Genomic DNA, 11,555 nt, shown 5'->3' with positions numbered 1-11,555 from the left:
GTACATTCTGTTAAGATTCATCTTTGATTTCACTTTTTAATGAGTCAATACTTTCTAAACGTCTTTGATTTTTTGCTTCAATAGCAGAACGATCTTTTTCATTAGAAAGTTCCGCTGTTTCTTTCGCTTCATTAAAGTTATCAATTGTATTTTGCACCATTTCTTGTAACTTTTCAGCGTTATCACTTCGATTATCTGGATTTGGCATGTACTTTCCTCCTAATATTGTATATACACACCATCTTAAATTACCTATCTTCCCTCAAATTTATACATAAAAAAGGAGAATACAATATTCTCCTTTTCTTTAACCGTTATCAACAATCGGTTGTTTACCCGTTTGGTCTTGCATTTGCTTCCCTTTATTGCCACCAGCTTTTTTTGATTGTGTTCCAATATGATTCGGTACAAAGTCTTTTGAATTCTTTTTCGGATTACCCATTACTATCGCCTCCTTAACAGTAGTATCGTACTAGTGTTAAGAATTATTCAGCTTGCTTAAAAAGTTTCATTTCATAACGTTTTTCAATACGCTCTTCAATGCGATCGATTGCATCGCGATCGCTTAATAATTGTTGTTTATTTTCTTTCACAAGCTCGTCAAATGATTTGCGACGACTTCTTCTCATGCTGTTCACCCTCTCTCCTTCTCATTCTTACTATACATAGTATGAGCAAAGGAAAAACTCTTTAATCAGATTTGCAAGAAAATTTTATGTTTTAATACTCCTAAAAAAACTCCGTGTACAATAAAATGTACACGGAGTTTTTCATACCATAATATTTAAATACTCTTTTAACTTTTCATCTGCATTCATTTCACTTTGTTTATAATCATGCAGCGCTTGCAGTACGAAATCATACTGTTCTAAAATATAACTTTCTAATTTCAGGACGTCCTCTAAGCAATTCAGCATAATTCTCGTATTACCAACTTCACTTTTTAACGCCGGTTCACAGGCTAAACTCGTACATATTTCTTTCACATCATCTTCTAATATGTCTGTTAATACGTATTTCTTTCGCCCTTTTACCTTTAATCTCATAACTGGATAAAAAGCTTTTATATCTAAATAGCTTCCTACATTCATGCAACGAATCCATTCGATATCACGTTTATTTCGTACAAGTATCTCTTTTACCGCTTCATATACTGCTGTCTCATCAAGTACTTCTGTATTCGATTTCCTTTTCGCCTCTTCTTCAATAGAGGCACATTTTTGATAAACTGCTGCACAAGTAATACAATCATCAAATGCATTATGAGAACTCAAACGAATTCCAAGCATTCGCTTTAACGTTTCAAGTTTATGATTAGGAGCGTGCTTCATATATTTCTTCGCTAAAAATACAGTATCAATCACTTTATTTTTCGGTTCCGGCAACCCCAGCATATTCACATTACTTTTCAAAAAGCGCATATCAAAAGATGCATTATGAGCGACAATTACATTCGTATGTAAAAATGCTAAAAATAAAGGTAACACTTCTTCAATCGTCGGTGCATCTGAAACACGATAATTTGTAATACCTGTTAAACTCGTTATTCGGTCTGGAATTGGACGCTCTGGATTCACATAGGAAACAAATTGATCTACTAGTTCATGATTACGATATTTCACTGCTGCCACTTGAATAATTTTATCATTATAAGGGTTAAATCCTGTTGTTTCAAAGTCAATTACAACATAATCTAACGGTAAGGATATATTCCCCACTCCAAATACACTCCTTTATCTCTCAACGTTTATATTTCTTTTATCATATCATGAAGCTTTCACTACGTGAAAAAGAAAAGGCAGAAATGATTATATTCCATCTCTACCTTTTCACTGTTATTTTAATTTAGCAATTCGTTTCTCCATCTCTTTTTGCGTCATCGGTCCAATAAACTTATCTTGAATGACACCTTTCGTATCTATAAAATACGAAGTTGGGATTGTAATGACTTTATACGCTGTTGTCACATCAATATTCTTGTCCAATAAAATAGGAAAAGTAATTCCTTTCTCCTTAGCAAAATTACTCACCTTTTCTATCCCTCCGCCTTTTTCTGAAGGCGTATAATTTATTGCTAAAATTTCTACATTTTCTTTATGTTCTTTATAGAAAGCCTCCATATCTGGCATTTCTTGCTGACAAGGTCCACACCACGTTGCCCAAAAGTTTAAAATCACTTTCTTTCCTTTTAAATCCGATAACTTTACATTCGTTCCATCTAACTTCGTTAATTCAAAGTCTGGCGCACTCTTTCCTATTTCAATACCGTTACTTGCAATCATCTCTTTCATAGCAGCTTTACTTTTTTCTTGCTCTCCTTGGGCCACCTGATCGCTTTTACCAAACTGTTCATAAGCTGCATATCCCGCTAAACAAAGTAACACTACAATAATCGTAAGCTTCCGCCACATTTTATATCACCCTAACGTGTTTGTCTTGTAACATATTCACCAAAATGCTATATACCTTATTTTAGCTTATACGGACAAGCTTGGAAATATTCACAGTCTAAATAATTAGAATATTCTTATTTAAAGTGCATTTTTTTCCTTTTTATCATATAATTAGAAAAACAAATGAAGTATTACCTATCTTCTTCTAGACCCATTCACCTTTTATTTTCATGGTTATATAACCTTCAACAAAAGGGGGATTGTTTATGAATTCATTCGAAAAAATAACATTATATATTCTTAGTTTTCTTTTATATCCAATCGGTATTATTACATGGATCATTTCACTCTTTAGTAAAGATATTGAAAAAAAGAAAGTAGGGCGTATTTGTCTTTACATCTCTCTAGTCTCATTCGTCCTTTTCATAATCCTCGGAATTACAACTTTCCTTATGACTGCTACTTTTAATGTTGATCTGAATCATTCCGAATCTATCGAGTATCAAATAAATGACGCTGAATAAAGATAAGAACAATGCTCTTATCTTTATTCACATCCCTTAAAAAAACAAATGACTATTTATTAATTTTTCAGGACTTCCACATGCTACAATACTTCCTTCTTTCATGATGACAACGCGATCTGCTAGTATTACTTTCTCTACATCATGCGTTGCTACAATTCTCGTTACATCGCTTCCTAGTCCTTCTATCATATTCCAAACAAATTCTTGATTGCCCGGATCTAATCCCGCAGTCGGTTCATCTAAAATAATAAAATTCGGATTTGAACCAATTGCTCGCAATAATGCAAGCCGTTTTCTTTCTCCTCCCGAAAACTCTTCACCGATTTTATGTAGTACAGTTTGAAGACCTTCAGGTAACCCCCTAATAATCGGCGTTACATTTACAAGTTCAGCACTTTTTTCTAACTCGTTTTCTAAGCCCACTTCCCCGAAATACATATTCTCTTTTACTGTCGTCCGAAAGAATTGAGGTTCTTGCCACACTGTAGTCAATCGAGCCTCATTTCCATAATAAGCAATGCTACCGTTAGATGGTTGATACAAACCTGTCATTAATTTTAAAAGCGTTGTTTTTCCTGCACCACTTTCTCCCACAATCATAACGAGTTCGCCAGGATTAATTTGCAAATCAATATTCTTAATTCTGCATTTCTCTTCACCATTCTCCTGAAATGAAACATTTGTTATTGTCATCCCCATCGCTTTTTCTACATTACTATTTGCCACTCGTTTATCTAAAAAGGAAAAAACTCTACTTGCCGAAGCAGCTGCAACTTGTGTCATCATTAATAAATCCCCCACATAACGGACAGGGAAAAAGAGCATCTCAATTGTCGCTAACACTGCAACAAGTGAACCAACCTCCATTTCGCCCTGCATTATTTTTTGCGCACCTATAATAAGAACAACGATATATGCTCCTGTTTCAATCACTGTTCCAACTACTCCAATGTAATGCTGCATCATCGTCTTCTTTACTTCTGTTTTATAAGATTGTGCCGTTACTCCTTTAAATAAGCCAATAGCCCATTTTTCTTTTTGCAAACTACGTAAATCTTGCGCTCCTTTTACAAACTGTGACACCATCTCTACAACAGTTGATTGATTTTTTTGAGCAATACTAGCAATATTTCTTACCTTCTTCCCTAAAAGCATCGGAACCATTGCACTTAAAAATAAAAACGGAGTTATCCACAATATGAACTGTATATCTATATGTTGTAGTGCTATGATCGCACCGATAAATTGCGCAATGGCGTGTATATATTCTATTAATATAGAACCATATAGCCTGACCCAGTTCGGAATATCAGATACGACTAACGTTTCTAGCTCTCCTTGTTTGATTTTCTCACTCTCTTCAAACGGTAATAGGAAAAAATGGCGCAATACATCTATACGCTTCTCTCGTAATATTCGCTGGCTCGCTTTTGAGCTTACATAATCAAATGAAAGATTGTTCACCCACATCAATAAGCGGGTAACTGTAAACAAAGTAATGTAAAAACACGCTCCCTTCAGCTCTCGTTGAATTAGGTTATCTACAATTAGTCCCATGAATAGTGGACGGGATAGATTTAAAATAGCTGCAAAAACCCCACTGCATACAGCTGCTATTACTAATATTTTTTCTTTCTGTAACGGTAACAAAATTCTTTTATATTCTTTCATAGTATTCCCTCCATTTTTATAGTAAAAAGAAAGGGATGAAACCATTTGGTTTCATCCCTTTCCATAAAATAAGGAAGCTAACAGTTGTTAGCTTCCTTATCATTCATTTCAATTGTTTAGTTTGACACTTTAGACTCTTCAATTTTCTCACGAAGAACCATTTGTAAGATACCACCGTGACGGTAGTAGTCAATTTCAACTTCACTATCGAAACGAGCTACTACTTCAAATTGTTTTTCGTTGCCATCTGCATCAGTTGCAACTACTTTTACAAGATCGCGCGGTCTAACTGTTTTGTCAATTTGAATTTCAAATGACTCGTTACCAACAAGACCTAATGTTTCAGCGCTTTCGCCATCTTTAAATTGAAGTGGTAATACACCCATTAACACTAAGTTACTGCGGTGAATACGTTCGAAGCTTTCTGCGATTACTGCTTTAATACCTAATAAGTTAGTACCTTTTGCAGCCCAGTCACGAGAACTTCCCATACCGTAATCTTTACCTGCAACAACTAGAAGGCCTGTGCCATCTTCTTTATATTTCATAGCAGCATCATAGATTGATGTTACTTCACCAGTTGGCCAGTATGTTGTATATCCGCCTTCTGTTCCTGGTGCGATTTGGTTTTTAATACGGATGTTCGCGAATGTACCACGCATCATAACTTCATGGTTACCACGACGAGAACCGTAAGAGTTGAAGTCAACTGGTTGTACGCCGTTTTCTAATAAGTAGCGTCCAGCTGGTGTATGCTTACCGATTGAACCTGCTGGTGAAATGTGGTCAGTCGTTACAGAGTCACCAAATTTACCAACTACGCGTAAGCCTGATAACGTTTCAACTTCACCTGGTTCTTTAGATAAACCTTCAAAGAATGGTGGGTTTTGAATGTATGTTGAATCATTATCCCAAGTATATAAAGCTTCGTTTGAAGTTTGGATTTCATTCCAACGCTCATTACTGTTAAATACTTGTGCATATTCTTTCTTGAACAGCTCAGATGTAACAACGCTTTGAACTACATCTTCAATTTCTTTAGCTGATGGCCAAATATCATTGAAGTAAACAGCATTGCCATTTGCATCTTTACCGATTTCATCATTTTTCAGGTCAATATCAACAGTACCTGCAAGTGCATATGCCACAACAAGTGGTGGTGATGCTAAGTAATTTGCTTTTACAAGCGGGTGAATACGACCTTCAAAGTTACGGTTACCAGATAAAACAGATGTTACTAGTAAGTCGTTTGCTGCGATTGCTTCTTCTAATTCCGGTGCTAATGGGCCAGAGTTACCGATACAAGTCGTACAGCCGTAACCAACTGTTTGGAAACCTAATTGATCTAAATACGTTGTTAAACCTGATTTATCTAAGTACTCCGTAACAACTTTAGATCCTGGTGCTAATGATGTTTTTACGTATTCAGGTACTTTAAGTCCCTTTTCAATTGCTTTCTTCGCAACTAAACCTGCCCCAATTAATACGTATGGGTTTGATGTATTTGTACAGCTTGTAATTGCAGCGATTGCGATTGCACCTGTTTTCATCGTTACTTCTTTATCTTCTAATGTAACCTTCACTTCTTTATCGAACTCTTGCTCATTAAATCCAAGTCCTTGTGTTCCAACTGGTGCTACAACAGCTTTGTGGAACGCATCTTTCATATCTGAAAGTGGAATTAAATCTTGTGGGCGTTTCGGTCCAGAAAGGTTAGATTCGATTGTATTTAAATCAATTTCAACAAGATCAGTGTAAATTGGATCTTTGCTGTCTGCTGTATAGAATAAGCCGTTCGCTTTACAATATTCTTCAACAACGCGAATTTGCTCCTCATCTCTACCTGTTAAACGTAAGTATTCTAATGAAATTTCGTCGATTGGGAAGAATCCACAAGTTGCGCCGTATTCTGGTGCCATGTTTGAAATTGTTGCACGGTCAGCTAAAGGCATGCTCTTTAAGCCATTACCGAAGAACTCAACAAATTTACCAACTACACCTTTTTGACGTAATACTTGTGTTACTTTTAATGCAACGTCTGTTGCTGTAGTACCACTTGGAAGTGTACCAGTTAATTTTACACCGATTACTTCAGGTACTGGGAAGTACGAAGGCTGTCCAAGCATTCCCGCTTCTGCTTCAATACCACCAACGCCCCATCCAAGAACACCGATACCATTAATCATTGTTGTATGTGAGTCTGTTCCAACTAACGAATCTGGGTATGCAACTAAGTCACCTTCAGCATTTTTCACAGCATGAACAACTGGTGCTAAATATTCAAGGTTTACTTGGTGTACAATACCTGTAGCTGGTGGAACTGCACGGTAGTTATCAAATGACTTTTGTGCCCAGCTTAAAAATTTATAACGTTCTTCATTACGTTTAAACTCTAAGTCCATGTTGAATGCAAGCGCGTCTGCCGTACCCGCTCTATCAACCTGTACAGAGTGATCAATTACAAGGTCTACAGTAATTTCCGGATTAATTTTATCAGGATCCCCACCCATGTCTGCCATTGCTTTACGAAGCGAAGCCAAATCAACAACAGCTGGAACACCAGTGAAATCTTGTAAAATTACACGAGATGGTTTAAATGGAACATCGATATCTTGCACATCTTTCGTTCCCCATTTCGCTAAATTTGTAACATGCTCTTCTGTGATTACACGTCCGTCTACTTGACGAAGTACTGATTCAAGTAAAACTTTCACGGAATATGGTAATTGAGATACGTTGCCAACCCCTGCATTTTCAAGCGCTTTCAAATCATAATAATGATACGTTTTTCCATCTACTTCAAAAGTTGCACGTGATTGAAATGGATTATGTTTGACCATTATGTTTCCCCCCTGTTAAACGTGACTAAGTTGTCTGAATATAAAATGTAGACAAACTTTTCAATACCTTACGATAATATCTTATTACAACTTTCTAAATAAGTAAATAATAAGAAACTTATAGATTATCATAAGTTTTCTTTATGTTTCTAAATTTGAATAGTGTTCATGTTCCTTATGAATACTATTACCATAAAGTAAAGTGCTCTATTAGCGCTTTCTTTACAGTTCATACATACTATGAACTGCTCATCATGCAACTTACAAAAAAAGTTATAGAGGTGAAATAAAATGGGTAAAAGAAAAGCAAATCATACTATTTCAGGAATGAATGCAGCATCTGCACAAGGACAAGGTGCTGGTTATAACGAAGAGTTTGCAAATGAAAACTTAACTGCTGCAGAACGACAAAATAATAAGAAACGCAAAAAGAACCAGTAACGAAAAATCCCAAAAGGAACATTCACCTTTTGGGATTTTTTCTAATGTTTATAACGTAACAATTCCGAAACCGTTACAAATCGATAGCCCTGCTTTTTCAGTTCAGGTAATATTTTTGCTAGCGCTGCTACTGTTTGACTACGATTATTTCCCCCATCATGTAGCAATACGATATCACCACTTTTAGCATGTTTCACTACATGATTTACAATGGATTCAACCCCTGGATTTGCCCAATCACGTGGATCTTGATGCCACGACCATAGAACAGTTTGATAACCAGCTTCTTTCGCTGTTTTAAATACAGCATCGTTAATATATCCGCCAGGTGGACGGAAGAGCAAAGGTTCTTTCACCCATTTTTCGAAAAATTTCTTTCCATCTAAAATATCATTTTCTAATTTTTCATCTGATGAATTACTCGCATACAAATGGTTCATCGTATGATTTCCAATTTCATGCCCCTCTTTTAACACTTGTTTCACTAAATATGGATTACGCTGAACTCGAAATCCAATCATAAAAAATGTCGCTTCTGCTTTATATTGGCGCAATAAATTTAAAATTTGTGGTGTATAAGTTGGATCCGGTCCATCATCAAATGTAATAGCAATAATCTTTTCATTATTAGGTACTTCCCATGTTACATAGCCAGTTGGTTCTAGCTCTTTTCTGAGCAACATTTTCGCTTCCACTTTTTCAACTTGAAATATATGTACTGCGCATAATAAAGAAAAAACGAGTAGAAAAATTTTCTGTTTTCGCATAATATTCGTTAAAGTAAGAGGTTGTCGAATACACAACAACCTCATTTACTTTTCTAATTGATCTACATGCTGCATAATATTTTGAAGATTATTTTCGTATTGCTCAAGTTGTGGGCGTTGTGTTTCCGAAGCTACTTCTAGTGCATTTTGAATCTGTTCATAGGCTTCCTGAACCTCTTGGCGTAATTCTTTCAAATCATGACCGTAGTTTGGATCATTTTTTACAATGTTGTTAAATGCATTTTCTGCTTGTGTAACACCTTGCTGCGCTGCTTGAAAAGCTTGTTGCTTATCTTTATGATATGGCATTATACAATCCCCTTTCCATAATAGTTAGTCCCACTTATCTTTACCTTTTTTTCTAAAAACATTCTCGTATAAATTTGCAAACTTCTCTCATTCTAAAAAGAAAGAGGAGGTGTCACAGACAATGAGCAAAAACAATCGTGAAGCGAAAGAAAAAAAAGGACAACCCGAACCATTAAGCGGATCTCATAAAGTAAAAAACCGTAACCATTCACGTCAAAAACATCATGCACATCATGATATGTAACACAAAAAATGCACACTAGCTACCTTTTCCACATACAATGTTTATATTTTTCCATTTATTCTTCACCCCTACTTCATTCATGCATAACATAGTATGAATTGAGATTTTACGGAGGGTGTCTTACATGGGCAAGAAAAAGAAGGATTGTCTTTTTCATGTTGATGGTTTCGAAGAATGGATGGATCAGTTTTGTTCTGATTCTTGTAGCAACTTTAGTTTCCCAAATCAAATTCATATTGACCTTTGTGAAACGGAACAAGAATACATTTTGGAAACAGATGTACCAAATGTGACAGAACAAAATGTAGTCATTAAAAAGATGAAGACAGGCCTAAACATTTGCATACTTCATAAAAATATTTCTTTGCAGAGGATCATTCCTTTACCCGATAATATTATTTATAAAAAGATGCTAGCCTGCTTAGAGAATGGATATTTAGCCATTCATATTTCCAAAAACGAAGTAGCTCATAAACATGAGGAAAAAGTTCTTTTTCAAATTGAGAATTAAAATAAATACAAAAATAAGCCCCAGTCGTCTACTGGGGCTTATTTTATTTCGCATGTACTTCCATATTAGAATTTCTATCATATCTTTTTTTCAATAAACCTTTTGTAACTAAAAGTACAGGAAATGCTACAGTTGAAAATATAGCTAGCGCTGAAAAGACACTAAATCCATTTTGGTACCCGTAGTAATCGAGAAGTACGCCCCCAAACCATGGACCAATTACTGCTCCAATTCCTGAAAAGCCCATTGCTCCAAAGTACGTTCCTTTTAGATGCGCAACAGCTATATCATCAATAAATACATCCGTCATCGAAAACATTAAGACTTCTCCAATTGTAAAAATAATTGTGCAAATAGCAGCACCTAGCATAGATTCTACTATTCCAAATCCAAATAATCCCCCGCTCACAAATAAAGTTCCAACCATAATGGATGCTAATGGTGTATACTTTTTACACATTTGAATAACAGGATATTGAATTACGACTACAACAATCGCATTTAATGCTAACATATATGAAAATAATTTCACTCCATCCTGGAATATATGTGCATTTGCAAAATATTGTGATACTGTCGTCGTTAAGTGAGAAAAACCACAATTACTCAAAATAATACCAACTAACGCAACTAAAAATACGACATCCTTTCGTAATATACGCAGCGCATTTAGCATTGTAACAGGCTTTTCTTTATTGATTTTCTTTTGTTCCACTGGATATTTCTTGAATTGAAACGCTAGTATAACTGTATATAGAATATATACCCCAGCTGCTACTAAAAAAGGAATTGTTGATTTTGCGCTTCCAATCTGTAATCCGACAAGTGGCCCAATTGCTACTCCAACATTGATTGCACCGTAACGCAAATTATATACGAGTAAACGATACTCTGGTTTCGTTAAATCTGATAATAACGCTCTTGACGTCGGTTCAAAAAAGGACCTACATAATCCATTTAAAGCATTTAATAAAAAGAAACTTAAAACATGATCTGCAAGTGAAAATCCTATGAATACAAATACCCAAACGATCATGGACCATATTAGAATCATATTTCGACCGAATCGATCAGATAAATTCCCTCCGATAAAACTAGCAAACACTCCAACAAGTGCACTCGTTCCAATAATAGCACCCGTCATTCCAGCTGATACGCCTTTAACAGTCGTTAAATAAATTGCTAAAAAAGGAATACTCATTGACGTGGCGAACCTCGCAAATAAAGTCCCTATTATAATTGTCATTCCTAACGGATGAATATTTTGTAACTTCCCCTTCATCTTAAAAACCTACTCTCCCTGTTATCACATAAAAAAAGAAAGCAAAGGATCTGCTTTCTTTTCCCTTTTTATACTTGAGCTGTTGATACTCGAGTTGTTCTCGTTATATCCATATCTATGCCATATGTAAACTGTAATTCTTTACAAACGTCTTTAATTAAAATTGCGACATTATACTTTTCATTAAATTGTAAAACGATGTTTTCTACTTCTTCATATGTATACTTATATTCCCCTGTAATGACACTTTTTAAATCAAAGCATTCATTTATACAAAGTTGCACAAGTAGCTGGTCATATTTCTCTATTACATCTTCTTTCTTCCACAGTAACTCTTTTACATATAACCGATCAAACTTCACACTTTCGCGGTTACAATCCGTTAAAATCCGGGTCATTTCGTTTAACTCTCGATACAATTCAGAAATATTTTTGCTTAAACTAAGCAGTTTATCTACGCCGTTTTCATACAACATATTCATTCCACCCCCGCATTTTCTTTTTCTTATTATAGCAAGAAAATTCTAAAAAAAGCTTCTTTCTTCTGAAATATTAGGAAACGAATTTCAA

General features: G+C 35.3%; 15 protein-coding genes. 4 read left to right on the top strand and 11 right to left on the bottom strand.

What is annotated here, in order from left to right:
• Nucleotides 1-10 precede the first annotated feature (10 nt).
• From tlp to PDQ40_RS18145, 5 genes are all read right to left on the bottom strand, one after another.
• Nucleotides 11-208: a small acid-soluble spore protein Tlp gene (gene tlp / locus PDQ40_RS18165; RefSeq protein ID WP_001133509.1), complete on the bottom strand. Its 198-nt coding sequence runs from the start codon at nt 206-208 to the stop codon at nt 11-13.
• Nucleotides 209-307: 99 nt separating this feature from the next.
• The gene (gene sspN, locus PDQ40_RS18160) at nt 308-442 is read right to left on the bottom strand and encodes an acid-soluble spore protein SspN (RefSeq protein ID WP_000527989.1); all 135 of its coding nucleotides are present in this window, start codon (nt 440-442) and stop codon (nt 308-310) included.
• Nucleotides 443-485: 43 nt separating this feature from the next.
• On the bottom strand, nt 486-629 hold the full coding sequence (locus tag PDQ40_RS18155; RefSeq protein ID WP_001254697.1) for an FbpB family small basic protein: 144 nt from the start codon (nt 627-629) through the stop codon (nt 486-488).
• 141 nt (nt 630-770) lie between these two features.
• The gene (locus tag PDQ40_RS18150) at nt 771-1,718 is read right to left on the bottom strand and encodes a 3'-5' exonuclease (RefSeq protein WP_000526906.1); all 948 of its coding nucleotides are present in this window, start codon (nt 1,716-1,718) and stop codon (nt 771-773) included.
• A 117-nt stretch (nt 1,719-1,835) separates the two neighbouring features.
• Nucleotides 1,836-2,411 (bottom strand): TlpA family protein disulfide reductase, encoded by a 576-nt coding sequence (locus PDQ40_RS18145; RefSeq protein WP_000269077.1) that lies wholly within the window; start codon nt 2,409-2,411, stop codon nt 1,836-1,838.
• A 248-nt stretch (nt 2,412-2,659) separates the two neighbouring features.
• Here PDQ40_RS18145 and PDQ40_RS18140 point away from each other — a divergent pair, with 248 nt between their 5' ends.
• Nucleotides 2,660-2,917, top strand: a complete 258-nt coding sequence (locus PDQ40_RS18140) for a hypothetical protein (protein WP_001083869.1) — start codon at nt 2,660-2,662, stop codon at nt 2,915-2,917.
• A gap of 36 nt (nt 2,918-2,953) precedes the next feature.
• Here the strand turns inward: PDQ40_RS18140 and PDQ40_RS18135 are convergent, their stop codons facing one another.
• Nucleotides 2,954-4,591 carry an ABC transporter ATP-binding protein gene (locus PDQ40_RS18135; RefSeq protein WP_270691555.1) on the bottom strand — a complete coding sequence of 546 codons (1,638 nt, stop codon included), beginning with the start codon at nt 4,589-4,591 and terminating at the stop codon, nt 2,954-2,956.
• Between the two features lie 116 nt (nt 4,592-4,707).
• Entirely contained in the window at nt 4,708-7,431 is a 2,724-nt protein-coding gene (gene acnA, locus PDQ40_RS18130) for an aconitate hydratase AcnA (RefSeq protein WP_000238572.1), read from the bottom strand.
• Nucleotides 7,432-7,722: 291 nt separating this feature from the next.
• Between acnA and sspO the strand changes: the two genes are divergently transcribed.
• A complete protein-coding gene (sspO, locus tag PDQ40_RS18125) occupies nt 7,723-7,872 on the top strand; it encodes an acid-soluble spore protein SspO (RefSeq protein ID WP_000518051.1) in 150 nt (49 codons plus the stop codon).
• A 41-nt stretch (nt 7,873-7,913) separates the two neighbouring features.
• Here sspO and pdaB read toward each other — a convergent pair whose 3' ends face one another.
• Nucleotides 7,914-8,639, bottom strand: coding sequence for a polysaccharide deacetylase family sporulation protein PdaB (gene pdaB, locus PDQ40_RS18120; RefSeq protein ID WP_002022108.1), 726 nt, complete (start codon nt 8,637-8,639; stop codon nt 7,914-7,916).
• A 45-nt stretch (nt 8,640-8,684) separates the two neighbouring features.
• Nucleotides 8,685-8,948 (bottom strand): hypothetical protein, encoded by a 264-nt coding sequence (locus PDQ40_RS18115; protein WP_001146294.1) that lies wholly within the window; start codon nt 8,946-8,948, stop codon nt 8,685-8,687.
• 121 nt (nt 8,949-9,069) lie between these two features.
• Between PDQ40_RS18115 and PDQ40_RS18110 the strand changes: the two genes are divergently transcribed.
• Nucleotides 9,070-9,192 carry a small acid-soluble spore protein P gene (locus PDQ40_RS18110; protein ID WP_000042141.1) on the top strand — a complete coding sequence of 41 codons (123 nt, stop codon included), beginning with the start codon at nt 9,070-9,072 and terminating at the stop codon, nt 9,190-9,192.
• 124 nt (nt 9,193-9,316) lie between these two features.
• Nucleotides 9,317-9,703: an Hsp20/alpha crystallin family protein gene (locus PDQ40_RS18105; RefSeq protein WP_000516745.1), complete on the top strand. Its 387-nt coding sequence runs from the start codon at nt 9,317-9,319 to the stop codon at nt 9,701-9,703.
• Nucleotides 9,704-9,746: 43 nt separating this feature from the next.
• Here PDQ40_RS18105 and PDQ40_RS18100 read toward each other — a convergent pair whose 3' ends face one another.
• Entirely contained in the window at nt 9,747-10,985 is a 1,239-nt protein-coding gene (locus PDQ40_RS18100) for an MDR family MFS transporter (protein ID WP_000676836.1), read from the bottom strand.
• 68 nt (nt 10,986-11,053) lie between these two features.
• Entirely contained in the window at nt 11,054-11,461 is a 408-nt protein-coding gene (locus PDQ40_RS18095) for a hypothetical protein (protein ID WP_000965134.1), read from the bottom strand.
• Nucleotides 11,462-11,555 lie beyond the last annotated feature (94 nt).

Source organism: Bacillus cereus group sp. Bc061, from assembly GCF_027715825.1.
Classification (GTDB): Bacteria; Bacillota; Bacilli; order Bacillales; family Bacillaceae_G; genus Bacillus_A; species Bacillus_A paranthracis.
Note: the sequence above shows the minus strand (reverse complement) of the source record. Positions and strands in the feature narration are given on the sequence as shown.

What these genes read in the sequence shown, in the direction of transcription:
- PDQ40_RS18105 (WP_000516745.1), top strand. Translation starts at nt 9,317, where the DNA reads ATGGGCAAGAAAAAGAAGGATTGTCTTTTTCATGTTGATGGTTTCGAA.
- PDQ40_RS18140 (WP_001083869.1), top strand. Translation starts at nt 2,660, where the DNA reads ATGAATTCATTCGAAAAAATAACATTATATATTCTTAGTTTTCTTTTA.
- sspN (WP_000527989.1), bottom strand. Translation starts at nt 442, where the DNA reads ATGGGTAATCCGAAAAAGAATTCAAAAGACTTTGTACCGAATCATATT.
- acnA (WP_000238572.1), bottom strand. Translation starts at nt 7,431, where the DNA reads ATGGTCAAACATAATCCATTTCAATCACGTGCAACTTTTGAAGTAGAT.
- PDQ40_RS18135 (WP_270691555.1), bottom strand. Translation starts at nt 4,591, where the DNA reads ATGAAAGAATATAAAAGAATTTTGTTACCGTTACAGAAAGAAAAAATA.
- PDQ40_RS18115 (WP_001146294.1), bottom strand. Translation starts at nt 8,948, where the DNA reads ATGCCATATCATAAAGATAAGCAACAAGCTTTTCAAGCAGCGCAGCAA.
- PDQ40_RS18095 (WP_000965134.1), bottom strand. Translation starts at nt 11,461, where the DNA reads ATGTTGTATGAAAACGGCGTAGATAAACTGCTTAGTTTAAGCAAAAAT.
- PDQ40_RS18100 (WP_000676836.1), bottom strand. Translation starts at nt 10,985, where the DNA reads ATGAAGGGGAAGTTACAAAATATTCATCCGTTAGGAATGACAATTATA.
- pdaB (WP_002022108.1), bottom strand. Translation starts at nt 8,639, where the DNA reads ATGCGAAAACAGAAAATTTTTCTACTCGTTTTTTCTTTATTATGCGCA.
- sspO (WP_000518051.1), top strand. Translation starts at nt 7,723, where the DNA reads ATGGGTAAAAGAAAAGCAAATCATACTATTTCAGGAATGAATGCAGCA.
- PDQ40_RS18155 (WP_001254697.1), bottom strand. Translation starts at nt 629, where the DNA reads ATGAGAAGAAGTCGTCGCAAATCATTTGACGAGCTTGTGAAAGAAAAT.
- PDQ40_RS18110 (WP_000042141.1), top strand. Translation starts at nt 9,070, where the DNA reads ATGAGCAAAAACAATCGTGAAGCGAAAGAAAAAAAAGGACAACCCGAA.
- PDQ40_RS18145 (WP_000269077.1), bottom strand. Translation starts at nt 2,411, where the DNA reads ATGTGGCGGAAGCTTACGATTATTGTAGTGTTACTTTGTTTAGCGGGA.
- tlp (WP_001133509.1), bottom strand. Translation starts at nt 208, where the DNA reads ATGCCAAATCCAGATAATCGAAGTGATAACGCTGAAAAGTTACAAGAA.